Origin of the sequence: Actinopolymorpha singaporensis, assembly GCF_900104745.1 — a bacterium.
In the GTDB taxonomy this organism is placed as follows: Bacteria; Actinomycetota; Actinomycetes; order Propionibacteriales; family Actinopolymorphaceae; genus Actinopolymorpha; species Actinopolymorpha singaporensis.
Genome location: NZ_LT629732.1, coordinates 6,165,541 through 6,190,174, shown reverse-complemented (window position 1 = coordinate 6,190,174; position 24,634 = coordinate 6,165,541). Strand labels below are relative to the sequence as shown.

Sequence of the window (24,634 nt, the reverse complement as noted above, 5' to 3'; positions counted from 1 at the left end):
GCGGCACCGATGACTGGTGAACGAGTGATTCCCGGGGCCGCGGGCTCCGGCCAGAACCCCCAGAATCCTGCTGGTGCCCAGGGCGCGGCGCCGACCGCGGTGACCGACTCGCCCGGCGCCGGGACGCCCCAGGGCGCGCAGGGCACCAGCACCGCGGCCACGCCCAGGCTGAGCCGCAGGCGCCGGTTGGAAGGAGCGCTGTTCGTCACCCCGGCGTTCCTGTTCCAGCTGTCGTGGGGCTGGTATCCGCTGCTGATGGCGTTCGTCATCAGCTTCACCAACGCCCGCTTCCGCGGCCCGGTGGAGTTCACCGGGCTGACGAGCTACCTGCGGATGTGGCGCGACCCGCTGGTCGGTGAGGCGTTCAAGGTCACCGCGATCTACACGGTGCTGAGCATCGGGTTGACGTTCATGATCCCCGTGGTGGTGGCGATCCTGCTGATGGAGATGCCGCGGAGGCACATCCGCTGGATGATGCTGCTGTGGTTCCTGCCGCTGTCGGGGATCGCCAGCACGCTGTTGTTCCGCTACATGTTCAACGCGCAGTACGGCCTGTTCCAGTGGGTGGCCACGGAGGTGCTGCACCTGTCGCCGCAGCCGTTCCTCAACAGCGGCAACCAGGTGCTGTTCTGGCTGGTTTTCCCCGGCATCCTGTTTTTCGGGCCCGGCCTGATCTACATGGCAACCCTGCAAGGGATCCCGGCCTCCTACTACGAGGCGGCCGAGATCGAGGGCGCGGGCTTCTGGCGCAAGATCTGGACCATCTCACTGCCCCGGCTGCGCCCGGTCATCTCGATGCTGCTGATCTTCGCGGTGATCGGATCCTCGCAGGCGTTCGAGTTTCCGCTCATCATGACCGGCGGCGGTCCAGGGGGTGCCAGCCGCACCGTCGTCATGTACCTCTACGAACTCATGCGCAGTCTGCGGTACGCGGACGCGACCGCGCTGGGTGTCTTCCTGTTCGTGGTGACGATGGTGCTGGTCGTCATCCAGCGCAGGTTCTTCCGCGAGGACCCCGACCAGTAGGCCGGCAGACCCCTAGACCGGTTGGAGGACCGAAGACATGCTCTTCCCACGCGTGGGGCGTCGGCAGCCGATGCTGCGGATCGCCTGGTGGCTGGTCGTGGCGTTCCTGTGCCTCGGCATCACCCTGCACCTGTTTCCCTTCTATTTCATGCTGATCACGTCGTTCAAGTCCGGGCAGGAGGTGTTGCAGTTCCCACCGACCTGGTGGCCGCACGATGGGACACTGGCCGGATGGCGACTGGTGGTGAGCCTGGTCCAGGGCGGCAACACCGCCGCCACCACGCTGATGGACGGGCCGTTCTGGAAGTTCTTCCTGAACTCCGTGCACATCACGTTCTGGGTTCTGGTGCTCGGCATCCCGATCACCTCGCTCGCGGCGTACGCCAACTCCAAGTTGCAGACGGGTCCGCTGGCCCGCTGGTCCTTCCTGTTCTTCATCGGCACGCTGATGATGCCGGCGGCGCTCACGCTGATCCCGAACTACCTGCTGACCCGCAACTTCCCGTTCGCGCTTCCGGACGCGCCGTCGTTCTTCGGCAGTGACACCCTCGTCTGGCCCAACGTACGGATCTGGGACACCCACTGGGCGGTGATCCTGCCGATCGTGTTCCAGGCGTTCAACTTCCTTCTCTTCAAGGGTTTCTTCGACACGATCCCGAACTCGGTGATCCAGGCGGCCCGGGTGGACGGCGGGTCGGAGTTCAACATCTTCCGCCGGATCGTGTTGCCGATGAGCGTTCCGGTGTACGCCGTGGCGATCTGGGGCGCGTTCAGCGGCGCCTGGGACCAGTTCCTGTGGCCGCTGGTGGTGTTGCAGAGCCCCGACAAGATGCCGGCCTCGGTGGAGATCTACAACCTGCTGCAGAAGTTCACCCAGGCAGGTGCGACGGACGCCGACCAGGCGAGCGCGGCGGCCCAGCAGATGCAGCAGATCCTGTCCGCCGGCATGTCGTGGAACGGCCTGATGGTGCTCGGCATCCTGCAGTCGCTGCCGGTGTTCATCGCGTTCGTCGTCTGCCGTGAGTACCTCCTGCGCGGCATCCGCCTGCGCGGCCTGAAGTGAGGAACTGCCGATGGCGTCGGTCGAGATCGAGCAGGTGCGCAAGCGTTACCAGGCCGAGCGGGTGGTGGACTCCGACGGCGGGGAGCGGCCGGCCCTGGACGGCGTGAGCCTGTCCCTCGCCGAAGGGGAAACGGTCAGCGTGGTGGGCTCGTCGGGGTGTGGCAAGTCCACCTTGCTCAAGGTCGTCGCGGGCCTTGAGTACCCCGACTCCGGCCGGATCCTCTACAACGGCCAGGACGTCACCTACGTACGTCCGCAGGAACGCGGTGTGGGCATGGTGTTCCAGGACTACGCGCTCTACCCGTCGATGAAGGGGAAGGGCAACCTGGCGTACTACTTCGAGGTGCACGACCGCAGCGAGGAGGAGGCCGAGCAGCGGACTCGCGAGACCGCCGAGCGGATGGGCATCGGCTTCGAGCAGTTGCTCGGCCGGGTGCCCGACACCCTGTCCGGCGGTGAGCAGCAGCGGGTGGCGATCGGGCGGTGCATCGTCCGTGAGCCGCAGCTGTTCCTCATGGACGAGCCGATCTCCAACCTGGACGCCAAGCTGCGCGAGCGCACCCGGGTGGAGATCCGCAAGCTGCTGCGGAAGTTCGCCATCACCACCCTGTACGTCACCCACGACCAGCAGGAAGCCATCTTCATGGGCGACCGGATCGCGGTGATGCGCGGCGGCCGGATCGAACAGGTGGGCACGTTCGACGAGCTGTACTCCACCCCGGCGAACCTGTTCGTCGCGACGTTCGTCGGTGCCCCGCCGATGGCTGTGATCCCGGCCACGATCGAGGCCGGCCGGGTGGCCGTGCCCGGTGGCACCTGGCAACTGCCCGACGACCTCGCCGGGTCGTTGCCGACCGGCCGGGTGCGGGTCGGGGTGCGGCCGGAGGGATGGCTGCTGGACACCGCCGACGGCGCACCGCTGCGGGTGCGGCACCGCGAGCGGATCCCCACCGAGCGGGCGAGTTTCCTGTACGGCCACCTGGGCGAGGCCAACGTCGCGGTGACCGCGCCCGTCGACTACCCCGACCGGTCCGAGGTGTCGATCACCCCGGACTGGGAGCGGGCGTACGTGTTCGCCGCCGACGGAGAGGAGCCGCACCATGTCCCCGGCGTACTCGAACTGTTCTGAGACGGCACCGGAACGAGGAGGAGCGGAACGGTGAACGCGATCACGGTGGACAACCTGGTCAAGCAGTTCGCGGAGAAACGTGCCGTCGACGGGGTGAGCTTCGAGATCGCCGCCGGTGAGCTGCTCGTCCTCGTCGGCCCGTCCGGCTGCGGCAAGACGACGACGCTGCGGCTGCTGGCCGGCCTGGAACCCGTCACCTCCGGGGAGATCCGCTTCGGCGAGCGGCTGGTCAACGAGATCCGGCCGCGGGACCGCAACATCGCGATGGTCTTCCAGGACTACGCGATCCTGCCGCACATGACGGTGTTCGAGAACATCGCCTACGGCCTGCGATCCCGGCGTACTCCCCGAGCGGAGGTCCGGACCGGCGTGCCGGCCGCGGCGGCGACGTTCCGCATCGACCACCTGCTGGCCCGCAAGCCCCGGCAGCTGTCCGGCGGCGAACGCCAGCGGGTGGCGCTGTCGCGGGCGATGGTGCGGGACGCGGCGTTGTATCTGTACGACGAACCGCTGTCCAACCTGGACGCCCAGCTGCGGTACCAGGCACGCGAGGACATCCTCACCCTGCACCGGGAGAAGCGCCGGCCCACCGTCTACGTCACCCACGACCAGTCCGAGGCGATGGCGCTCGGCGACCGGATCGCGGTGATGAACGCGGGCCGGATCCAGCAGATCGGCACCGGGGCGCAGCTGTACGACCATCCCGCCAACCTGTTCGTGGCGTACTTCATCGGGACGCCCAGCATCAACCTGTTCGACATGGTGGTGCGCGGCGACGGCGACGGACTGGTGGTGGAGGGCGCGGGCCTGCGGCTGCCGCTGGATCCGAGCGTGACCGAACGCCTGCGCCGTCACGTCGACCGTCCGGTCAAGCTGGGCGTGCGGCCCGAGCACCTGCACGTGCCGCGGATGGCGCCGTTCGAGGTCACCGAGGACAACACCGTGCACGGCGTGGTCAACCTGGTCGAGCCCACGTCCAGCGGCAGCACGGTCTACCTCAGCCTTCCGGAGGGACCGGGCGGTGAGGAGGGCCAGGACTTCGTGGCGACGTTCAAGGTGCGTGTGCCGTCCAGCTACCTCGACCAGGAGATCCCGCTCGGCGTGGACATGGCGAAGGTGCACCTGTTCGACGCCGAGAGCGGGGCGTCGCTGCTGGCAGCGGAGAGACCGGTCACCGCCGGCGCGAACCCGTCGAGTGGGCAGGAGGCCGCCGGTGCCGTTCCTGGATGACATCGGCCCTGGCGACGAGCGCCGGAGCCCTTCCTTGGCAACCTTCGCCACCGTCGCCGACCAGGTGGAGCGGATGGTGATGACCAACCTCGCCTGGGCGGCCGTGCTCGCGCCCGGCGTGGTGGCGCTGGCGTTCACCGGGCTGCCGGGCTGGCTGCGGGTGGCGCTCGGGCTGGTCAGCGCGACGGCCCTGCCGCCGGCCACCGCGGTGGTGTACGGCGTCGCCGCCTCGGCCTGCCGGGGCCAGCACGTCGACCTCGGGCTGGCGGCCGAACTCCTCCGTGAGCTCTGGCTGCCCGCCCTGCGCACCCTGGCGCCGCTCTACGGAACGTTCGGCGTACTCGTCTGGGCGGCGTGGGCAGCCTCGGCGGCCGGTCTCACCCCGCTGGTGACGGTGCTGACGCTGGCCGTGCTGGTCTGGTCGGTGTGCGGGACGTACTGGGGACCGCTGTTCGCCGCCGACCCCGGGCTGCCGCCCGTGCGGCTCGCGGCGGAGTCGGTACGGCTGGTCTGGCAGGCGCCCGAACGCGCGCTGGTCACCTGGCTGCTCGTGGGGCTCTGCGTTCTCGTGGGAGTGGTGACGATCGCCGGGGTGGCACTGATCGTGCCGGTGCTCGTCGCCGTTGCCCAAACCCACCGACTTCGTGACCTCCACTCCGTCGTGTCGACGCCACCTGCCCGCTGACACCACCTAACATTCGACCATACGTTCGACCGCAGCCTCTCCCAGGAGATTCGTCACCGACCGGTTCGGTGGTCGGAGATCCAGGGGGCGGAGGTGGGCGGACGTGGTCCCGGGGTGGGGGTGTCCTTGCGTTCTCCGACGGGGAGGAGCCTTCACCGTGCGTCGACTCGACCGAGCCCGCGAATACCTGCTGTGGTACGAAACGCACCGCCAACGATGGGTTGCCGTGCCGACCATGCGGGACGAAATGCGCTTCGACGTGGAGTACGCCCTACTGGTCGTGCTCGACCTCGACGGCTACTGACCCACTCGCCGCGGTCGGCCGGCCGGTCACCCACCCGCCGCGGTCGGCCGGCCCGCGCGGTCGGCCGGCGCGGTCGGCCGGCCGGTCACCCGACTGTCGCGGTCACGCGACCGCACACGCGAACCGGGGCGCCGACCACGCGGTCGGCGCCCCGGTCGCCTACTCCGGAAGGACGCTGCTCACCTACCCGTGCCGTACACCGCGAGCTCCACCGAGTCGACGAACTGGCAACCGGTGTAGTTGCCCGGGCAGGTGGATCCACCGGCCTCGGCCAACTGGGTGCCGAGCATCGTGTAGCGGACGTAGCGAACGCCCGTGGTGCCCGCCGACAGCGGCACGGCGTTCATCTTGTTGCGGTTGGCCAGGCCGAAGTGGCCCTGCGCCGCCGTCGTCCAGGCGGTGCCGTCCACGGAGGTCTCCACGCGATAGTCACCGGTGGAGGAGCTGCCGCCGTCGCCGCAGGTCGCGGTGGGGTCGATGGCCACCTCGGAGATATCGACCGCCCGCGGCAGCTGGACCACGACGTACCTCGGATCGACCGAACTGGCCGGCGTGCCGGGCACCGCGTCGGTCGACCAGCCGGTGCCCTGCGACTGGTCGAACATCGCGGCCGGTCCGCAGCCGTAGGCGCTGTAGTCGTCGCCGTTGGCGTCGGTCACCTCGCTGCCGCCGGCCAGGGCGGCCCAGTCGCGCCGGATCGACCAGTCCAGCGTGTTGGTTCCCCGGTGTACGGAGACGGTCCGGGTCACCCGGTCGTAGCCCGCTCCCTGCGCGAACACCTTCGGGTAGGTACCCGCGACGACGCCGGAGACGGAGTAGTGCCCCTGCGCGTCGGTGACCGCGGCGTAGTCGCCGGCGAAGCCGGAGTTGTGGCCGCCGAACGCCACCGTCGCCCCCGCCACCGGGTCACCGGACTCGGCGTCGGTCACCCGGCCGGCCAGCGTGCCGGTGGGGGCGCCGGCCGGAGGCGGGGTGGAGAAGTCCTCCACCGGCGAGGTGTCGTCGCCATCGACCGAGCCGGCGAAGTAGCCCATGCCCCGGTGGGCGAAGACCTGCCAGATCACGCTGTGCGCCCGGCCGTGGTCGACCACCAGGTCGGCCTGCAGGATGGAGTTGCGCATGTCGAGGTACGACGGGTTGGCCGGGGACAGCTCCATCGCCCGGGTGACCAGCGACTCGCTGCGGGTGGAACCCAGCCGGGTGCGCAGGTCCCACAGCGTGGCCGCCCAGATCTCTCCGTCGGCGTGCACTTCCGGACGGCCGATGATCCGGCCGAAGTCGCCGTAGGTGTAGCCCCCGGGGCCGGTCGCCGGGGTGCCCGGGCACTTCGGCGAGGTGGATCCCACGGGGCAGTCGATCGGCTGGGTGCGGATCAGGTCCTCGCCGTGGCCGACGTACTGGCCGACGCGGATCTCGCCAGGTGCGGAGGTGTCCTCGACCAGGCCGCTGCGGACCAGGAAGTCCTCGGCGTACCAGTCGCTCCACGCCTCGCCCATCGAGCCGGCCTGGTAGTTGCCCAGCGTGGACACGCCGTCGGCGTCCACGACGAGGCGGTTGGACAGGCCGTGGGTGTACTCGTGGTAGACGATCCCCGCGTCGTTGGCGCCGCTGGCGGCGAGGAACGGGTCGCTCGGGTCGCCGGGCATCCGCCAGAGATACATCTGCATCCGCGGCTGGATGCCGTCGGGCGGGGTGGCCATGTTGGCGTTGTCGATGTGCAGGGGGTCGGGCAGCCCGCTTCCGTCGGTGGCGGCTCCGTCGAGGTTCTCGCCCTGCACGGCGTCGTCGTCGACCGCCTCGAAGTTGCCGGCCTGCCGGGTGAACCCGATCGGCGCCGCGGCGAGGTGGTCGTGGAACCTGCCGAGGAAGTAGAACAGCTGGGCGCCGTCCCGGCGCCGGTTGACCTGCCAGGAGTTCGGGGTGTCGGGGTCCCAGGTGCACGGGGAGAGCGCCGAGCAGTCACCGCCCAGCGCGAACTCCCGGAGCGGGAACCGGAACGAGCCGGCGGCGGCCGGCGTGATCTCCTCGGTCCGCTCGGCGTAGTCGTCGTCGTTGGCGTCGGTGTAGACGTGGGCGACGTTGCCGGCCAGCCTCGGGGAGTCCTTCGGCAGCCACCTGGCGGGGAGGTTGACCGTGTGGGTCCGGCCGCCGCGCGACGCGCCCGGGTAGTTGTCCACGACGTCGGCCCGGTCGTGCTGCACCAGGTCGCGCCGGTAGAGCACGCGACCGGTCGCCGCGTCGACCACGTGGAGGTACATCGCGGTGCGGCCGGGGGAGGTGATGGTCTGCCAGCCGAGGCGCGGGCCGGCGGTGGTCACGAAGACCACCAGCTGCGCCCGGTCTCCGTCGGAGAACACCGTCTCCCGCGTCGGGCCCTTGCCGGGCTTGGCGGTTGCCCGCTTCGGGGTGGCGAACACGTCGGCGACCGCGGCTCGCCGGGCACGGTCGGCGGTGAGCTGCGGAGCGGGCAGGCCGGCCGGGAGCCCGGCGACCGGCGAGCCGTCCAGCGCGACCAGCCGGCCGTCGCGGGCGACGTGGGCCTTCAGTCCGTTGCCGAACACCGGCACGCCGCCCACCGACTGGACGAACGACAGATGGTGCGTGCCGGCGACGTCGACGTAGTCCCGGCGCAGGGTCAGCCGGTCGACGTCGGCGGCCGAAAGCCCCAGCCCGGCGAGGTGGGCGCGTACGTAGGACAGCGCGACCGACTTCGGCGCGGCCTTGCTCGAAGCGGTGAGGAAGCCGTCGGTGCGGGCGACCTGTCGCGGCGTGCCGGTCACCGGGTCGACGTCGACGATGCCCTCCCGGCCCAGGGATCTGCGCAACGTCGTGACCTCTGGCCGGGCGGCGAACTTCGCCGCCCGGCGCTGCAGGCTCGTCTTCGCGGCGGGTTCGGTGCGGGAGTCGTAGAACGCCGGCTTGTCGCCGGGCCCGGACTGCCGGCTGCCCGACGAGACCGGTGACGTGGCGTGGTTCGGGTGGCCCGGCTTGGCCGACCCCTGCGGCTGGGCCGTCTGCGGTGAGGCGGCGAAGGCGTTCGCCGCGGGCAGCAGCCCGGCAGTGAGCAGTGCGCCCGCCGCGAGCAGTGCCTGGCGGCGTACTCGCGCCGGCCGACGGGAACGACGTGCGTCGGCGGGCTCGGGAACCGGCTGGGAGCCGGGCGGCGAACCGGGCGGGGAACCGGGGGGCGAAGCGAAACGCATACCGTGCCTCCTTCATGAGGCGTCGGGTCAGGCCCGCGACCGACCGTGTCGGACGTGGCACTGAGCGCTGGAAGTCGCAGCGGGAACAGTAGTCCCGCGATCCGACAGTTCGTTCCGCTTTCCCCAAAGTTGACGTACGCCCACCTCCGGGCCTCTCGTCCGGGAACGGTCGCCGGGCGGTGGCCCGGTGCGGACCGGCGTGTACGCGCGGACGACGTGGCCGGGCTTGCGCCGTTACAGTGGTCGACCGTGCCTCGCCTCTCCTCGCTCGCCCTTGCCCGCGCCACCCTCGACCGGGCGACGGAGCGTCGCCGCGACCCCGACTGGGTGGCCGCGCGGTGGGCCGACCAGAAGGCTCGGGCCGTCCCCGTTCTGGCGGGGAAGGTGCCGGTGACCGACGACCTGGCGTCGCTGGTCTACGTCAGCCCGGCTTCGCTCGACGCACTCGGCGCCACCGACCCGGCCGGCGCCGCAGTTGCCGACACGGATGCCGAGGGGCGTTACTTCCTGGGCCTGGACACCGACGGCGTTCCGTACTTCGCGGTCGCCCTCGCCGGAGCGCCCGAGGACCTGGACCTCTACGTACTCCTCGACGGCTGTTCCCCGGAGGAGACGCAGAGCGCCACCCGGAACGGCCACCGCATGGACTCCGCCGGGGGGTCGCTCGCTGGAGAGGTCCGCTGGACCGGTCTGCGCGAGGTCGGCGGCACGCTGCCCGACCGGGACGCGGGCGTGGTCGTCCACGCGGTCGCGCTGGTCAACTGGCACGCGGCACACCAGCACTGCGCGCGATGTGGTGAACGTACGCGGCCGACCGACGGCGGGCACGTGCGCCGCTGCCCAGCCTGCGAGACCCAGCACTTCCCGCGTACGGACCCGGCGATCATCGTCCTGGTCACCGACGCCGACGACCGCTGCCTGCTCGGCCGGCAGGGAAGCTGGCCGGTGGGGAGGTTCTCCACCCTCGCCGGCTTCGTGGAGCCGGGTGAGCCGCTGGAGCACGCCGTGGCGCGCGAGGTGCACGAGGAGACCGGTATCCACGTCGTCGACGCGGAGTACGCCGGCAGCCAGCCCTGGCCGTTCCCGTCCAGCCTGATGCTCGGCTTCTTCGCCCGGGCGATCTCCACCGACATCCGGGTGGACGAGGAGGAGATCGTCGAGGCGCGCTGGCTGAGCCGGGCCGAGCTGAAGGCTGCGGTGGAGTCGGGCGAGTTGCTGCTGCCCAGCGAGGTGTCGATCGCTCGCCGGCTGATCGAGACGTGGTACGGCTCACCCCTGTCCGGATCGTGGTGACTCGTCCGTACCCTGGCGGCACGGCCGGCCGCGGGACGGATCCCGGACGGCAGCCTCGCGGGAAGAAGCAGGGCCGCCGGATGGTTGAGCAGTACGCCAGAAACGACAGAACCCGGTAGACCCGGCACACACGTCACGTGTCCGGCTCGTCTGGAAGGACCGATGTCTCAGATGTCGAACTCGATCACGATGTACTCCACCCCCTGGTGCGGCTACTGCCGTCGGCTCAAGGGGCAGCTGGAACGCGCGGGCATCGCCTACACCGAGGTCGACATCGAGCACCAGCCCGACGCGGCCGAACTCGTGATGAAGGTCAACGGCGGCAACCAGACCGTGCCGACCGTGGTGTTCCCGGACGGCTCGGCGCTGACCAACCCCTCGCTCGCCCAGGTGCAGGAGCGGCTCGCCGCCGTCTGAGCAGCCCCGGCACTTCGTACTCCTCCTCGCCCCGACACCCGACCCGGGTGTCGGGGCGAGCTGTCGGAGTGAACTGGAATCATGGGCGAAGTGACTGACCTTCTTGCCGGACTGGCCGGCACCCCGGGAACTCGGCCCGCACCGACCGCCGACGAGGTGCTGGCCGCGCTCGATCCCGAGCAGCGCGAGGCGGCCAGGTCGCTGGACGGACCGCTGTGCATCCTTGCCGGTGCCGGCACCGGCAAGACCCGGGCGATCACCCACCGGATCGCCTACGCCGTGCTCTCCGGCCGCTGGCAGCCACAGACCGTGCTGGCGGTGACGTTCACCACCCGTGCCGCCGGTGAGATGCGGGGGCGGCTGCGCGAGCTCGGGGTGACCGGGGTGCAGGCCCGCACCTTCCACTCGGCGGCGCTGCGCCAGGCGCGCTACTTCTGGCCGCAGGTGTACGGCGGTGAGCTCCCGCCCATCGTCGACAGCAAGTTGCGGTTCGTGGCCGAGGCCGCCTCGCGGTGCCGCGTCCACGCCGACCTCGCCGGTCGCCGCGACCTGGCCGGCGAGATCGAGTGGGCGAAGGTCAGCAACGTCCGCCCCGACGACTACCCCCGGGTGGCGGCCAAGGCGGGCCGGCAGGTCGCGGGCTACGACGCCGCCACGGTGTCGCACGTGTTCGCCGCCTACGAGGAGGTACGCCGCGACCGCGGCCACCTCGACCTCGAGGACGTCCTGCTGTGCACCGCCGCGCTGCTGGCCGACTCGCCCAAGGTCGCCGCCGCCGTCCGCTCGCAGTACCGCCACTTCGTCGTGGACGAATACCAGGACGTCAGCCCGGTCCAGCAGACCCTGCTCGACCTGTGGGTCGGCGACCGCTCCGACGTGTGCGTGGTCGGCGACGCGAGCCAGACCATCTACTCCTTCGCCGGCGCCAGCCCGGCGTACCTCCTCGACTTCACCAAGCGGCACCGCGGCGCCACCGTCGTCCGGCTGGAACGCGACTACCGCTCCACCCCGCAGGTGGTCCGGGTGGCCAACGGCCTGCTCGCCGGGGCTCGCGGGCCCGCCAGCCGGCACCGGCTCACCCTGCGGGCCCAGCGTCCCGACGGCCCGGAGCCCACCTTCACCGAGTACGCCGACGAGGTGGAGGAGGCCGAGGACGTCGCCCGGTCGATCCAGCGGCTGGCGCGGCAGGGCACTCCGCTGCGGGAGATCGCCGTCCTGTTCCGGGTCAACGCGCAGTCGGAGGCGTTCGAGCAGGCGCTGGCCGAACGCGGTGTCCGCTACCTCGTCCGCGGCGGGGAGCGGTTCTTCGACCGGCCGGAGGTACGGGAGGCGATCGTGCTGCTGCGGGGAGCCGTCCGGGCCGCGGAGATGTCCGGAGCCGGGCTGGTCGCCGACGTGCACGCGGTCCTCGCCGCCACGGGCTGGACGCAGGAGCCACCGGCAGGATCGGGCGCGGTCCGTGAGCGGTGGGAGTCGCTGACGGCGCTGGCGTCGCTGGCCGGGGACCTCGCCGAGGAGCACCCCGACGCCGACCTCGCGGCGTTCCTCGCGGTGGTCGACGAACGCGTCGCCGCCCAGCACGCCCCCGCCGCCGACGGAGTCACCCTCGCCACCCTGCACGCGGCCAAGGGCCTGGAGTGGGACGCGGTGTTCCTGGCCGGTGTGCACGAGGGCACGGTTCCGATCACCTACGCCGAGACCGAGGAACAGGTGGAGGAAGAACGCCGGCTCCTCTACGTCGGGGTGACCCGGGCCCGTGAGCACCTGGCCGTGTCCTGGTCGCGGTCCCGCACCCCCGGCGGGCGGGGCCGACGGGGGCCGTCCCGGTTCCTCGCCGCGGTCCGGCCGAAGGGCTCCGCAGCCGCCGACGCCGTCGAGGGGCGCAGCGGGGGCGAGCGGTCCGGCAGGCGTACGACCACCCGGTCAGTGGCGCGGTGCCGCACCTGCGGCCAGCCGCTGCACGACGCTGCCGAGCGCAAGGTGGGCCGCTGCGCGGACTGCCCGGCCACTTACGACGAGGCGATGTTCGAACGCCTGCGCACCTGGCGCACCGAACAGGCCCAGGAACAACGCGTTCCGGCGTACTGCGTCTTCACCGACGCCACCCTGATCGCGATCGCGGAGGCCTGCCCGTCAGGGGAGTCCGAGCTGGCCGGCATCCCGGGGGTCGGTGCGACCAAACTCAAGCGCTACGCCGATGACGTGCTGGCGATCTGTGCCGGCGAGGCCGGCTGATCTCCCGGCCGGCTGCCCGGCGCGAGAGGGCCGAAAACTCCCTCGTTAATTCCGTTGCCTGCCTCCGGCGCCAGGCACTAGTGTCATCATCACTCCCGCCGCCGCCCTGCGGCGTCGCATGTCCAAACCGAGAGGAGGGGGTCCCAGTGATCGTTACGACCGACGTGTCGCGCGAGCTGATGGTCGACACCTCCGTCTCGGTTCTGCTGATCGCGAGCCGTTGCGTCTCGCCCGTCAAGCTGCCGCGCCAGGGGACCAGTGTGTCCGGCGGCGGTGTCGACGTTCGCGTGCGCGCGCTCAATGTCCGTGACGACGTCGTGACCAAGTCCCTTCCGGCCTTCCTGACGGGCGTTTCCGCCCCGATCGCCAAGGCCCCCGTGTCGGGTGTTCCAGCCTGGAGCCCACCAGATCGATGAGAAATCTCGACTGGCGCCTCCAAGGCCGCGGAATCCCGAACCCGGGATCCGCGGCCTTCTTGTTTCTCCGGACCCAAAGGCGGCAGTCGATGAGCCAGTACCACCGCAGATACGCACCACCGCACCATCCGCGTCACCGCTACAACCCGCTCCACCCGCAACACCCGCTCCACCCGCAACACAGCACCACCGGTTGGTCACAGAGCACGGAGTGGCCGGCCACTGGATGTACGGGCCCAGCACGACACCAGACACAAGGAGGTGACTGGAAGTGAGTCTTAGCGTCCTCGACGCCGTAACGGACGTCGTGACAGAGGCAGAGCTTCCCTGCCGCTCATCCGACCCGGAGCTCTTCTTCGCGGAGTCCCCGGCGGACGTCGAGTTCGCGAAAACCATCTGCCATGACTGCCCGATCCGGCGGGAGTGCCTCGAAGGCGCGCTCGCCCGGCGAGAGCCGTGGGGAGTCTGGGGTGGCGAACTCTTCATCGCCGGGGTGGTCGTTCCGCGCAAGAGGCCGCGCGGACGTCCCCGCAAGAACGAAGTCGCCGCATGACCATCACCCGACCGAGCACGTCGGACCGGCCGCGCCGGACCGTCGCCTCCCTTCGCACAGGGAATCCGATGACTGACCACCTCCACACCGAGCACGCCCTCACCCCGGCACTTCGGGGAAGGTCCACCAGCACAGCCAGCACAAGGAGCACCACCATGAATCTTCTCCACGAAGATCTCGCACGAGCGCAGATACAGGAGCGCCTCGACGCCGGCCGGGCGTACCGGCGGGCCGCCGAGGCGCGCCGGGCCCGGCGCCGCAACCGCGAGGAGCGCAAGCTCACGCTGCGGACCCTCCTGGTACGGACGCGTTACGTCTGACCGGGACGATCCGGCGCCATTCGCAACTGACACGGCCGGGGCACCCCGACAGGGGTGCCCCGGCCGTTCGCTGTTCGCAGCCTCTTTGCGGTGGGGGTGCTCCCGGCCGTTCGCTGTACGCGCGCATCCGCGGGGGAGATGTGTCGGACGGTGACCGGTCACGGACCGAACGGTGGATAACGAAAAGGTTCAGGGCCTGTGTCCGTAGCGTGGCTGTCACATTCGGCGTGAACCATGGGTGCATCGACCGGACGCGGCCGCGGGGGAGCGGCCGCTGGCGAGAGGCGACGGCGATCATGATCGACTGCGACCTGTGTGGAAAGACCGCTCCGGGGGACGTGCCACCACTCACCTGGGTGGTGTCGCGAGAGCGGGGAAGTGTCCAGCACTACTGCGACCGCTGCGCGCGCGAGAACGTACGCAACATCGAGGGCAGGCTGGAGCGCAGCTACTGGTGACGGCCGGCGAACGGGTCGCGGTGCGCCACCAGGCGGGTCCGGCTCAGGGAGTCGGTGCCGGCGACGCCTGACCGTCGGAGGCGCCGATCACGGGTTCGTCGGTGAACCCGGGCAGCCATCGTTCGAACTCGGCCCGGAACGGCGCCTCGGTGCCGAGTTGGGCGAGTACGCCGATGCCGCCGCTCCACACCCGGTGGATGAGGGCGTACGACGGCGGGAGGTTGAGCTTGAACGCCGTCTTGGCGCTGGTGCTGCGGACGTCGGTGATCCGCTGGAACTGCGACCGCATCCACTCCCGGCTGAACTGGAACGTCTCGTGACGGGCCGGCTCGGTGAACGGCTGGAGGTAGGAGTACAGCTCGTCGGCGTCGAGGTCGATGTGCGGCTTCACGAACCCCTCGGCGCGCAGGCCCTCCAGGATGTTCTCGGCGTCGCCGTTCAGGCCGATCCGCAGCAGCCGGCCGATCTGCGGCGGGAAACCGCCGGGGAGCCGGGCGACCAGGCCGAAGTCGAGGACGCCGAGCCGTCCGTCGGGCGTGATGCGGTAGTTGCCGGGGTGCGGGTCGGCGTGCAGCAGGCCGGCGCGAGCCGGCCCGGAGAACAGGAACCGCACGAACAGCAGGCCGGCGCGGTCGCGTTCCTCCTGGGTGCCGTGCGCGATCACCTGACTGAGCGGCGTGCCGTCCAGCCAGTCGGTGACCAGCACGTGCTGGGTGTGCAGCCGGACGTGTGGGATGGCGAAGTCGGCGTCGCCGTCGTAGGCGGTGGCGAACCGCTCCTGCGCCTCCGCCTCGAGGCTGTAGTCGAGCTCCTCGCCGATGCGCGCCTTGAGTTCGGCGACCAGCGGCTTGACCTCCAGGCCGGGCATCCAGGTGGTGAAGAGCCGACTGAGTAGCGCAATCTGGTTGAGGTCGGAGCGCAGCGCCTCCGCCGCTCCGGGGTACTGGATCTTGACGGCGACCTCTCGTCCGCCCGGCCACTGGGCACGGTGAACCTGTCCGATCGACGCCGACGCGGCCGGCTCGTCGTCGAAGTTGCGCAGCCGCCGTCGCCAGTGCGGGCCGAGCTCCCGGTCGAGCACCTTGTGCACCCGGTCCGCCGACATCGGCGGCGCGGAATCCTGCAGCTTGGTCAGCGTGGCGCGATAGGGCCCGGCGAGGTGTTCGGGAAGAGCGGCCTCGAAGATCGACAGCGCCTGACCGAACTTCATCGCGCCGCCCTTGAGCTCGCCCAGCACCTTGAACAGCTGGTCGGCGGTGCGCCGCTGAGCCTCGGAGAGGACGACCTCGGCCGGCTTGCCGCCCAGTCGCTTGCCCAGCCCGAGGGCGGTCCGGCCGGCGATGCCGATGGGAAGACTCGCGAGCCGCGCGGTCCGGGCGACTGTGTGTCGGGGAAGATCGCTCACGGATCCATTGTCCAGGTAGCAGTCAACCTCGGCGTCAGCCGAGGGACGTACACCGTCCTCCTCCCGCGGGCCACCCCGGGCGTTCGTGCGCAGCGTGACATCCTCCCTCCGGTTCGGTCACAGCGGCAGTGACAGCGTTCGTACTCCTGGTGACGTCGGCGTCACCCGTCGACTCGGGGCGGGCCCGCGCGAAGCCGGCGCTCGGACTCGGCGCGCACCTGGTCGATGTCGAAGCCCAGGCTCCAGTCGGCGTCCAGCCACCAGGTCGCACCCGCGGCTGCCCATGGACGGACCCGCTCCGCGGCGGCGCGGGGATCGTGCGCCGGCGTGCTGCCCTCGACCACCACGTCGTACCCGTCCATGCCGAGGCCGGCCTCGGCCCGGTGTGACCGAATCCACTCGACACCGGACCGGAGCAGGTCAGGGGAGAAGTCGCCACCCTCGCTGCGTGGATCGGTGGGGGCGTGATGGGGCAGCCAGCCGTCCCAGCGTGCAGCCCTGGCCATCGACTTCGGGCGAGGCCAGGCGCCGACGACCCAGACGGGGATGCGGGGCCGCTGCACCGGTGCCGGCGGTGGCGGCGGGGCCAGCGTGCCGATCGTGCGGGAGCGGTAGTGCCGACCCTGGAAGTCGAACGCCTCCTCGCCCCACAGCTGCTGCAGCATCGCCAGGCCCTCGTCGAGTTGCTCGGCGCGCACTCGCCGGCCGGGGTCGTCCTCGAACAGCCAGAACCGGTCCTCGCCGGCGACGCCGAGCCCGACCGACAGGGTGACCCGCCCACCGGAGAGGTTGTCCAGGGTGGAGGTCTGTCCCGCCAGCTCCCACGGCCGGCGCCGGGGAAGCGGCGTGAGCATCGTGCCGAGGCGGATGCGCTCGGTGCGGGTCGCCGCCGCGGCGAGGACGACCCACGGATCGACAGCCCAGATGCCCTCCCAGACGAAGAAGCCGTCCCAACCGTGGGCCTCGGCGATCTCCGCCAGCTCCGCGGCGGAGCGCGCGTCCCCGTAAGGCAACACGAATCCGTATCTCATGGGCAGAACCTAGAGCCGACCACCGACAAGGGAACTCGCCACCGAGGCGGGCCGGCCGGGCGGGAGTGGTCAGGCGGCAACCGGCGCGGGTTCGGGATCCCAGTGGCACCCGCACGCCGGGTGGATCGACCACGACCGCCGGCGGATGGTCCCGTGCGGAAGGGCCATCTCCAGGGTCGCGTCCACCGACGGAGGCCGCCCGCCGTCGAGGAACGCCAGCACATGCAGGGCGGCGTGCCCGGCGACCGCGGTGGAGAGTACGACGTCGCAGGCGGGCATCCCGTTCGGTGCGCCGACCGTCTGGGCCAGGATGTCCGGCCACCGCGGGTCACGAGCGGTGCGGTGCAGGTCGTGGCAGCGTACGCACGACGAGGTGCCGGGCAGGACGAGCGGGCCGAGGATCGCCCGGCCCTCGCGCATCCGGACCACGAGGTGCGGCACCCCGGCGCGGACGAGCGCGTCGGCGAGGTTGCGGTCGGGCTCCTCCTCGGGGGCGAGCACTGCGAGGTCGGGGCGTTCGGTGATGCCGCCGACGCCTCCGGCGCCGACCTCGGTCGAGGGCCCGGCGAGCTTCGCGGCGCGTGCGGCGCCGACGGCACGCGGGCGGCCGACGTCACCCGTGCAGAGTCCGGCCGGCGCCAGGTCGGCAGGGCGGGTGGTGGTGCGGTCGCTCACGTCGACCCGGCCCAGCCCGCCGGCGGCGAGGAGGCTTGCCACCGACGCTCCTATCCGTCCGGCGCCGAACACGCAGACGGCGGCGTCCCGGCGACGGCGGAGCCACTCGCCGTCGTCCTCGGGCGTGCCGAGCCGACGGGCGGCAAGGTCGGGAGTCAGGCGTGCTCGCTCGGCCGGCCCGACCCCTTCCCACACCGCCTCGGCGGACGCGGCGTCCTGCAGCGCTCCGCCCTCGTCGAGCAGCCGGAGCAGGCGGTGTGCCCGCGGCAGGCTGACCCCTTCCGCGAGCGCGGCGGTGATCAGATCCTCCTCCGAGCACGCGCCCGACAGGCTCTCGACCAGGTGCCGCAGTCCGGCGTCGAGTCCGGTGACCACGAGCGCGTGGGCGGGATCCAGCCCGATCTGGACGGTCTGCCCGTCCCGCCAGACCCGGCGCAGGGCGGGCTTGATCTGTGGGCGCACGGGTGACCTCCCCGGACGAGTCGGCGGCGAGGGAACGAAGCCTGCCACGGGCGAGGGCCCGCCGGTGGGCGTCGTCCACAGGAGGAGTTGTCCACAGCCGGTGTTATCGTCGGCGCAGGATGTGGGCGACCGCGATGCGCGGGGAGTGGAAGCGAAGTGGACGACAAGCCCGGCGCGAGCACACCCGCCGACTCCGAGGAGTCCCGGCCCACGTCCACGAGCCTGCTCCGCCGGCTGCTGAGCTGGCAGTGGGTCGCTTTCACGCTGGTGGTCGTCCTGGCCGTCGCGGCGTTTCTGTTCCTCGCCTGGTGGCAACTGGGACGGTTCGAGTCGCGGACTGGCGACTGGCAGAACTTCGGCTACGCGTTGCAGTGGCCGTTCTTCGCGGTGTTCGCGGTCTACGTCTGGTGGCGGCTGCTGCGGGAGAGTCGGCGGGGGTCGAGCGAACGCGAGACTGCGAACGCGCGACCGGGCCCGGAGGTGGGCGCTCGCCCGGACGCTGACCGGCGTACCGGCGACGAGCTCACGGAACTGCCTCCGCTGCCGCCGAAACGGTTGGTGCGGCCGGACGTCACCGGGGTTCACTCCACCGCGGGAAGCGACGTGGCCGGCCCCTCTGACGGCGAGGACGGGACGGACGAGGCGGCGCTCACGGCGTACAACCGCTACCTTGCGGCCCTGCAGAAACGCTCCGCGGCCGCCGGCCGGCCCGCCGGGCACTCCACCCGACACTCGGACGGGCGGCCACTGGGGTGACCGCCCGCTCGAAGCGTCTGGTGATCGTCAGGCCTTGCCCAGGATCCGGTTGAGGTTGGTGCCACACTCGGGGCAGGTGGCCTTGGCCATCCTCGTGCCCTTGTCGTTGACCTTGATCTCGCCGGTCGCGTTGCGCTTGGCCTTGCATTTCACACAGTAGAACTCGCCTGTGTAGGTCTCCGCCATGACGGCCCTCCTCGCTGTGCTGGGTCGGGGCAGGGCGGACCAGCCCGGGCCGCCCGATCTCGGGTCACTTTATTGCAGCGCCGCTCACCGATGAGTGCTCGGCATGCGGATGGCTCACGTCCTGCCCATGGTGCGCACTTTTATGCCTGTGCGTGACCGATGGCCCGGGAAGCGGGCGATCGGTGCGGCGCCGTGTCGACGTTACCCTCCGCCGGGGGCTGCACGGCGACCGAGTCCGGTGAGGCGGGATCGGGGCGTACGAAACCCCCGGAGTTGTCCGGGTCCGTGCGCCTTCCCCTTGCGAACGGGCTCGGCCCTTCCGGGGGCTCGTGTCTGCCGAACTTAACGACCGCGGACGGCGGGCGTCAATGTCAGGTTTCCTCCCGATGTGGACGGGTCTGTGGAGAGGTTGTGCATGGGTGGCCGCGCGACGGTGGACAGCCCTGGGGAGCGACTGTGGACAATGTGCGCGATCTCGGCCAAACATCCCTTTGACCTGCAGGTTTGGTCATCCACCGACTGTGGAGAAGAAACTCGCCCGCCGAACCTGGGCGGCTCCTGTCGGTCCGGCGGGGTACGTTGCAGTCGTGGCCAAGCCGGCACCGAGGCAGCGCACCGAGCCGCGACTGGACGGGAAGACCGACCCCTCGCGCTTCGAGTCCTGCCAGGTGGAGGTACGCCGCAGTCCGCGCCGGCGCCGCACCGTGAGCGCCTACCGCGAGGGCGACCGGGTGGTGGTGCTCCTTCCCGCGCGGATGAGCGTGGACGAGGAACGCCGCTGGGTCGGCGTGATGCTCGACCGGCTGACGGCGATGGAGCAGCGCCGGCGACCCAGCGACGAGGAGTTGCTCACCCGGGCCCGCACGCTCACGCGCCGTTATCTCGGTGACGCTCCGCTGCCGACCAGCGTCCGATGGGTCGGAAACCAGGGCATGCGGTGGGGTTCGTGCACCCCCAGCGACGGCACGGTCCGGCTGTCCACGCGGCTGCGGGGGATGCCCGCCTGGGTGATCGACTACGTTCTCATCCACGAGCTGGTGCACCTGGTCGAACCCGGCCACACCGCAAGGTTCTGGTCGCTGGTCCGCAACTACCCGCAGGCCGATCGGGCACGCGGCTATCTCGAGGGGGTCGCGGCGGCCGCCCAGCTGCCGCTGGAGGAGTGCGCGGACTGACGTCTCGCGCCGGCGTGTCGTACCCACGATTCATCCCCGGTGGGTGTGGTGGGGCGTTCGGGTGCCGACCCAGGGTGGAGCGGGGGACTGGCGAGTCTGGCGACTTCGCGCGGGGAGGTGCTCATGCTGTGGCTGCTGACCGGAGCCCTGCTGGTGTGGATCTACCTCGGCATCCGGATCCTCGCGCGCAGACGCCGCATCATCAACGCATCCGGGGTCTTCCGGTGCAAGGTGCGCAGCACGTCGTGGGGTGTGGAAGCCCTCGGCTACCGCTGGCCGCGCCGGATGTCGTACGCCTTGTGGGCTCACGACGTGCTTGTCGTCTACCGCCGGTTCGCCCTGAACCAGGTGCTCGTCCTCGAATGCCGGTTCGCCGAGGACCTCGAGGTGGCCCCGTCGACGCTGCGCCGACTGGGGCCGTGTCCGCTGCTGCTGCGGATCCGGCTGGACGACGGGGCGATGGTGGAGGTCGCCGCTCCGCGCCGGGCCTGCTCCGAACTCGTCGGGCCCTACATCGCCGCCCAGCTGCACCCGTCCGAGCGCGGCTGATCTTCGTACCGGCTTCCGGACCGATCTCCGGGGCCTGACCCTCGGCCTGTGGGACCCCGGGGTTCATCCCGGCCGGGTGAGGTGAACTCCCTCCGGGTTGCCGAGACTCCCCTCAGGAGCTGGTGGCAGACGTTCGGTGCGGGGGCTGGCTGATGATCCTGGATGACGTGTTCGGGCTGGCCCGAAAGGTCGCACCGCGGGGGACCAAAGGCGAACGCCCGAGCGGACGTTCGAGGACCGAGCGGTTTCCGGGCCAGGTCACCCCGCCACTCATCCACCCCGCAGTTGCCCAGCCTGTCGCGACCGCACGCTCACGGCCGCTGACCGGCCGGGCGGCGATCCCGCAGGACGTGCTCTGCCTGCAGCCGACGGAGGCACTGCTGTGCCCCTCGGCGTCGGTACTGGTCACGGCGGTGCTACGACGGATCGGGGCCTGCCGGCCGCTTCCGTACGTGGTCGTGCTCACCCTCGACCAGGCACCGGACATCGACGACGACGGGTGTGAGGCACTGGTCGAGCTGTGCTACTCGCTGCGGGCGAGCGGGATGCGCCTGTACCTCGCGACCGGCACGACAACGGTGCTGGACCGGCTGCGGGCGACCGGGGCGGTGACCCGGATGCTCGCCGGCACGGTCCACCTGCGACTGCGGACCGCGCTGCTGGCGGCGTTCGAGGACCTGCCCGGACCGGCCGTCACCACCCGGGACGTGCTCGCGGAGCTGGAGGATCGGCTCGCGCCCCTGCCGATCTGACCTGCCGATCTGACCTGCCGATCCGACTTCCCGATCCGACCCGACCTGACCGGTTGCGGAGCAGCGGATCAGCCGTCGGCGTGCCGGGACGAGACGGGCCAGTCGTCGGGGAACTCATCGGCGGCGATCTCCGCCTCCCCGAACAGCCGCCGGCGTATCCGCCGGGACAGCCGGTCGGCGAAGACCGTTCCGTCCAGGTGGTCGGTCTCGTGCTGCAGGCAGCGGGCCAGCATGCCGGTTCCGCGGAACTCGACCGGGTTGCCGTACTCGTCCACGCCCCGGACGGTCGCCTCGTCGGGCCGGGCACACGGAGCGTACGCGCCGGGGAGGGAAAGGCAGCCTTCCTCCTCCTCCACGAGGCGGCGACCGGCACCGGTCGGCACGTCGAGGACGGGGTTGCACACCACACCCTGGTGGATGACGCCCCCGTCGTCCGCACAGCGGAACACGAACACCCGAAGATCCACACCGACCTGGTTGGCGGCGAGGCCAACGCCGTCCGCGGCGTCCATCGTCGCGGTCATGTCGGCCACGAGCGCGTGGAGCTCGGGGTCGAACGCCTCGACCGGGCGGCACGGGCGGTGCATGACGGGGTCGCCCCACCGCGTCATCGGGCGGACGGTTCCTCCCTCGGGCAACGTGCCCACGGTTTCTCCTCAGCAAGCTCGGGCCGCGCCTCGGCAGGGGCGGCACCGGTCGTTCGTCCGGCTCCTCGGCCGCAGGTCGGGGCCGGTCCGGGGCGGCCGGTTCGGGCCTCCGGCGATCACCGTATTCCACGCCGGGAAACCGATCCCCGGCGGCACTCGGGCGGCTTCTTCGCGCGGCTCCCTCGCGCGGCTCACTCGGGTGAGGCCGACGGCACCCACTGCACCGGGTGGCACCGACCCGCACCGCACGGGGACAGGTCGGTATGGTCCTCGCATGGCGGACCCGAACAAGCCACCAGAAGACGTGACCCAGCCACCCGCGAACCCCCGCCGGCCGGAGGCCCGGCCGGGCAGTTCCGAGGAGGACCCGGGCGCCAGCACGGTGATGTTCCAGAAGTACGTCGACGGGCGGGGCGCCGCGCCGTCCAGCAGCCGTACGCGGATGATCACGGTGGTTGCCGGCGCGGCCGTCCTCGTGGTCCTCCTGGTGGTCGCCGTCCTCGCGCTGTCCTGAGCCGGGCCCTCAAGCCCCGGCGTTCCGACCCCGGGCCCGGGGCGGACGTGCCTGCAGGTGGGAGCAGGTGCAACGCCTCAGGCGAGCGCCGACACCGCCTGCCGCGCGGCGGCCACGCTGTCCGCCACTCCCGACGCGAGGTCGTCGGGGAGTTCGTCCACCCCGAACCACCGCACGTCCGCCGACTCCGCGCTCACCACCGGCGTCGCGCCGTAGGGAGCGATGCCGAGGTACTGCACGTCGAGATGCGTGTCCGCCAGGCAGGGCGCGCCGTGCCTGGACAGCAGGAGTGGCTGCTCGCCCACCCGCAGGTCGGCAACCCCGGTCTCCTCCACCGCCTCCCGGGTGGCCGCCGCGGCCAGTGAGACGTCACTCTCCTCGCAGTGCCCGCCCGGCTGCACCCACAGCTGGATCCGTCCGTGCAGGACGAGGAGGACGTGCTCGGCCGTCGGGTCGACGACGACCATGCCGGCGGTGACGTGCGCCGGCGTGCAGGCGCGCCACACCCCGTCGGGCCGGGCGGCGAGATGGTCGAGGTAGTCCTGCCGCAGCGTCGCCTGCTCCGGGGTCGGTGGCTGCCAGGCCGACAGGACGCGCACCGCGTCGGCGTGCAGGGAACTCGCCCGGTCGGTGTACGGCGCGCTCACCGGGCGGTGCCGTCGTCGCCGCGACCTTCCTCGCCCGGGCCCTCGTCGCCGCGGCCTTCGTCGCCGGCCGGGCCCTGGCCGGGCTCGTCGAAGCCCAGGTCACCGATGTCCATCCGGTCGGGTGAGGCCGCCCGCTCGGCGAATCCCTTCGCGTCGTCCAGGTCGTCCCCCGTGGGGAGCATGTCGGGGTGGGCCCACAGCGCCTCCCGGCCGCTGACGCCGCGGGTCTCCCGCAACGACGCCCACACCGTTGCCGCGTCGCGCATCCGTCGCGGCCGGATCTCCAGTCCCACCAGCGTCACGAACGTCTGCTCGGCCGGTCCGCCCTCGGCGCGGCGACGGCGGATCGCCTCGTGCAACAGCGGGGCGGACGGCATCCTCGGCGTGGCGGCGGAGGTGACCACGTCATCGACCCAGCCCTCGACCAGGGCGAGCGCAGTCTCCAGCCGGGCGAGCGCGGCCTTCTGCCGGGGGGTCTCCTCGGGCTCCAGGAGTCCGCCGGCGAGCGCCTCGTTGAGCGCCTCGGGGTTGGACATGTCGATGGTGCCGACCGCCTCCTCCAGCTTGGAGGTGTCGACGTGCATCCCGCGGGCGTACTCCTCGACAGCGGAGAACAGGTGCGCCGTGAGCCATGGTGCGTGATGGAAGAGCCGCTGGTGCGCGCACTCGCGCAACGCGAGATAGAGGCGTACGTCGTCCGCGGGCAGGTCGAGCCCGCTGCCGAACGCCGCGATGTTGGCGGGCACGAGCACCGGCTGCCCGGCCGGCCCGAGCGGCAGCCCGATGTCGGTCGCGCCGACCACCTCGGTGGCGAGCTGGCCGAGGCCCTGGCCTACCTGGGCGCCGAACATCATCCCGCCGACCTGGGTGAGTACGCCGGTGAGCTGGGCGCCCATGCCGGCCGCCTGCTCCGGCAGCGCCTGTCCCATCGCGCCGACCACGTGTGCGGCCAGCGGCTCGACCAGCTTCTTCCACGCGGGCAGAGTGCCGTCCAGCCACTCGGCGCGGTTCCACGCCAGCGCCTGCCCGGCCGAGGCGGCCGGGAGGCTGGTGGCCTCGTCGAGCCAGTGCTCGGCGAGGCGTACGGTCTGGTCGACCTGGGCACGCTCCTGTGCGGTGAGGGACGCGTCACCGGTCTGGCGGATCGTCTGCTTGGCCGTCTCGACGGCGAGTTGCCAGTTGATAGGGCCGCCCTGCCACGAGAACATGTTCTGCAGCTGACCGAAGATCGCGCCGAGGTCGAACCCCGCGAACGGGTTGTCCTGGCCGCCGGGTGGACGCTTCTCGGGCTCCTCGCCCTCGCGACCCGGGCCGGGCTCGTCGTTGCTCACGGTTGGACCTCCGGCAGGATGAGGGACAGCTGCGTGTGGTGGGGATCGGGTCCGGGCTGTGCGGCCCGACGTGTCCCCGCCGCACGAAGCGAGCAGTTCATGTCGTCCAACCTAGCCCGGGAGTCTCCCACTGAACGACGAACCCACCCCCGTTGGTGCCCGGCGCCCCCGG

At 71.4% G+C, this 24,634-nt stretch carries 26 protein-coding genes; 18 read left to right on the top strand and 8 right to left on the bottom strand.

Annotated elements, in window-relative coordinates:
- Positions 1-9 precede the first annotated feature (9 nt).
- The 6 genes from BLU27_RS27705 to BLU27_RS29395 all read left to right on the top strand — a co-directional run bounded on the left by BLU27_RS27705 (position 10) and on the right by BLU27_RS29395 (position 5,437).
- Positions 10-1,026: a carbohydrate ABC transporter permease gene (locus BLU27_RS27705; protein WP_157728832.1), complete on the top strand. Its 1,017-nt coding sequence runs from the start codon at positions 10-12 to the stop codon at positions 1,024-1,026.
- Between the two features lie 37 nt (positions 1,027-1,063).
- Entirely contained in the window at positions 1,064-2,089 is a 1,026-nt protein-coding gene (locus BLU27_RS27700; RefSeq protein WP_092656645.1) for a carbohydrate ABC transporter permease, read from the top strand.
- A 10-nt stretch (positions 2,090-2,099) separates the two neighbouring features.
- The gene (locus tag BLU27_RS27695; RefSeq protein ID WP_092656643.1) at positions 2,100-3,218 is read left to right on the top strand and encodes an ABC transporter ATP-binding protein; all 1,119 of its coding nucleotides are present in this window, start codon (positions 2,100-2,102) and stop codon (positions 3,216-3,218) included.
- Between the two features lie 30 nt (positions 3,219-3,248).
- On the top strand, positions 3,249-4,448 hold the full coding sequence (locus BLU27_RS27690; protein WP_092656641.1) for an ABC transporter ATP-binding protein: 1,200 nt from the start codon (positions 3,249-3,251) through the stop codon (positions 4,446-4,448).
- Entirely contained in the window at positions 4,432-5,133 is a 702-nt protein-coding gene (locus BLU27_RS27685) for a hypothetical protein (protein WP_092656639.1), read from the top strand. Before BLU27_RS27690 ends, BLU27_RS27685 begins: the two co-directional genes overlap by 17 nt.
- Positions 5,134-5,290: 157 nt before the next feature.
- Positions 5,291-5,437, top strand: a complete 147-nt coding sequence (locus BLU27_RS29395) for a hypothetical protein (RefSeq protein ID WP_157728831.1) — start codon at positions 5,291-5,293, stop codon at positions 5,435-5,437.
- 179 nt (positions 5,438-5,616) lie between these two features.
- On the opposite strand, the gene BLU27_RS27680 is transcribed toward BLU27_RS29395, so the two are convergent.
- Positions 5,617-8,640 carry a M36 family metallopeptidase gene (locus BLU27_RS27680; RefSeq protein WP_092656637.1) on the bottom strand — a complete coding sequence of 1,008 codons (3,024 nt, stop codon included), beginning with the start codon at positions 8,638-8,640 and terminating at the stop codon, positions 5,617-5,619.
- Positions 8,641-8,889: 249 nt separating this feature from the next.
- On the opposite strand from BLU27_RS27680, the gene nudC reads away from it, so the two are divergent.
- From nudC to BLU27_RS29680, 7 genes are all read left to right on the top strand, one after another.
- A complete protein-coding gene (nudC, locus tag BLU27_RS27675; RefSeq protein ID WP_197681602.1) occupies positions 8,890-9,933 on the top strand; it encodes an NAD(+) diphosphatase in 1,044 nt (347 codons plus the stop codon).
- Between the two features lie 171 nt (positions 9,934-10,104).
- Positions 10,105-10,350 carry a mycoredoxin gene (locus BLU27_RS27670; RefSeq protein ID WP_092656636.1) on the top strand — a complete coding sequence of 82 codons (246 nt, stop codon included), beginning with the start codon at positions 10,105-10,107 and terminating at the stop codon, positions 10,348-10,350.
- An 81-nt stretch (positions 10,351-10,431) separates the two neighbouring features.
- Positions 10,432-12,585 carry an ATP-dependent DNA helicase UvrD2 gene (locus tag BLU27_RS27665; RefSeq protein ID WP_092656634.1) on the top strand — a complete coding sequence of 718 codons (2,154 nt, stop codon included), beginning with the start codon at positions 10,432-10,434 and terminating at the stop codon, positions 12,583-12,585.
- Positions 12,586-12,731: 146 nt separating this feature from the next.
- Positions 12,732-13,001 carry a hypothetical protein gene (locus BLU27_RS27660; protein WP_092656632.1) on the top strand — a complete coding sequence of 90 codons (270 nt, stop codon included), beginning with the start codon at positions 12,732-12,734 and terminating at the stop codon, positions 12,999-13,001.
- A 271-nt stretch (positions 13,002-13,272) separates the two neighbouring features.
- A complete protein-coding gene (locus BLU27_RS27655) occupies positions 13,273-13,554 on the top strand; it encodes a WhiB family transcriptional regulator (RefSeq protein ID WP_092656630.1) in 282 nt (93 codons plus the stop codon).
- Positions 13,555-13,709: 155 nt separating this feature from the next.
- Entirely contained in the window at positions 13,710-13,874 is a 165-nt protein-coding gene (locus BLU27_RS29685; RefSeq protein WP_172805053.1) for a hypothetical protein, read from the top strand.
- Between the two features lie 296 nt (positions 13,875-14,170).
- The gene (locus BLU27_RS29680; protein WP_172805051.1) at positions 14,171-14,332 is read left to right on the top strand and encodes a hypothetical protein; all 162 of its coding nucleotides are present in this window, start codon (positions 14,171-14,173) and stop codon (positions 14,330-14,332) included.
- 43 nt (positions 14,333-14,375) lie between these two features.
- On the opposite strand, the gene BLU27_RS27640 is transcribed toward BLU27_RS29680, so the two are convergent.
- The 3 genes from BLU27_RS27640 to BLU27_RS29390 all read right to left on the bottom strand — a co-directional run bounded on the left by BLU27_RS27640 (position 14,376) and on the right by BLU27_RS29390 (position 17,905).
- Complete coding sequence (locus tag BLU27_RS27640) at positions 14,376-15,737, bottom strand: ABC1 kinase family protein (protein WP_092656624.1); 1,362 nt, start codon at positions 15,735-15,737, stop codon at positions 14,376-14,378.
- A gap of 161 nt (positions 15,738-15,898) precedes the next feature.
- Positions 15,899-16,768: an LLM class flavin-dependent oxidoreductase gene (locus tag BLU27_RS27635; protein WP_092656622.1), complete on the bottom strand. Its 870-nt coding sequence runs from the start codon at positions 16,766-16,768 to the stop codon at positions 15,899-15,901.
- A gap of 69 nt (positions 16,769-16,837) precedes the next feature.
- Positions 16,838-17,905: a ThiF family adenylyltransferase gene (locus BLU27_RS29390; protein ID WP_157728830.1), complete on the bottom strand. Its 1,068-nt coding sequence runs from the start codon at positions 17,903-17,905 to the stop codon at positions 16,838-16,840.
- Positions 17,906-18,061: 156 nt separating this feature from the next.
- Here BLU27_RS29390 and BLU27_RS29385 point away from each other — a divergent pair, with 156 nt between their 5' ends.
- Positions 18,062-18,661: a hypothetical protein gene (locus BLU27_RS29385; protein ID WP_157728829.1), complete on the top strand. Its 600-nt coding sequence runs from the start codon at positions 18,062-18,064 to the stop codon at positions 18,659-18,661.
- A gap of 27 nt (positions 18,662-18,688) precedes the next feature.
- Here BLU27_RS29385 and BLU27_RS29675 read toward each other — a convergent pair whose 3' ends face one another.
- Complete coding sequence (locus BLU27_RS29675; RefSeq protein ID WP_020575848.1) at positions 18,689-18,847, bottom strand: DUF5679 domain-containing protein; 159 nt, start codon at positions 18,845-18,847, stop codon at positions 18,689-18,691.
- Positions 18,848-19,434: 587 nt separating this feature from the next.
- On the opposite strand from BLU27_RS29675, the gene BLU27_RS27620 reads away from it, so the two are divergent.
- From BLU27_RS27620 to BLU27_RS27610, 3 genes are all read left to right on the top strand, one after another.
- On the top strand, positions 19,435-20,022 hold the full coding sequence (locus tag BLU27_RS27620) for a M48 metallopeptidase family protein (RefSeq protein WP_092656618.1): 588 nt from the start codon (positions 19,435-19,437) through the stop codon (positions 20,020-20,022).
- A 123-nt stretch (positions 20,023-20,145) separates the two neighbouring features.
- A complete protein-coding gene (locus BLU27_RS27615; protein WP_092656616.1) occupies positions 20,146-20,571 on the top strand; it encodes a hypothetical protein in 426 nt (141 codons plus the stop codon).
- Between the two features lie 122 nt (positions 20,572-20,693).
- Positions 20,694-21,323 carry an STAS domain-containing protein gene (locus BLU27_RS27610; RefSeq protein WP_157728828.1) on the top strand — a complete coding sequence of 210 codons (630 nt, stop codon included), beginning with the start codon at positions 20,694-20,696 and terminating at the stop codon, positions 21,321-21,323.
- A 68-nt stretch (positions 21,324-21,391) separates the two neighbouring features.
- Here BLU27_RS27610 and def read toward each other — a convergent pair whose 3' ends face one another.
- The gene (gene def / locus BLU27_RS27605; protein WP_092656612.1) at positions 21,392-21,970 is read right to left on the bottom strand and encodes a peptide deformylase; all 579 of its coding nucleotides are present in this window, start codon (positions 21,968-21,970) and stop codon (positions 21,392-21,394) included.
- A 274-nt stretch (positions 21,971-22,244) separates the two neighbouring features.
- Between def and BLU27_RS27600 the strand changes: the two genes are divergently transcribed.
- Positions 22,245-22,484 (top strand): hypothetical protein, encoded by a 240-nt coding sequence (locus BLU27_RS27600; RefSeq protein WP_092656610.1) that lies wholly within the window; start codon positions 22,245-22,247, stop codon positions 22,482-22,484.
- A 77-nt stretch (positions 22,485-22,561) separates the two neighbouring features.
- Here BLU27_RS27600 and BLU27_RS27595 read toward each other — a convergent pair whose 3' ends face one another.
- Positions 22,562-23,131, bottom strand: a complete 570-nt coding sequence (locus tag BLU27_RS27595) for an NUDIX hydrolase (protein WP_197681601.1) — start codon at positions 23,129-23,131, stop codon at positions 22,562-22,564.
- Positions 23,128-24,462 (bottom strand): zinc-dependent metalloprotease, encoded by a 1,335-nt coding sequence (locus BLU27_RS27590; RefSeq protein ID WP_092656608.1) that lies wholly within the window; start codon positions 24,460-24,462, stop codon positions 23,128-23,130. Before BLU27_RS27590 ends, BLU27_RS27595 begins: the two co-directional genes overlap by 4 nt.
- Between the last annotated feature and the right edge of the window lie 172 nt (positions 24,463-24,634).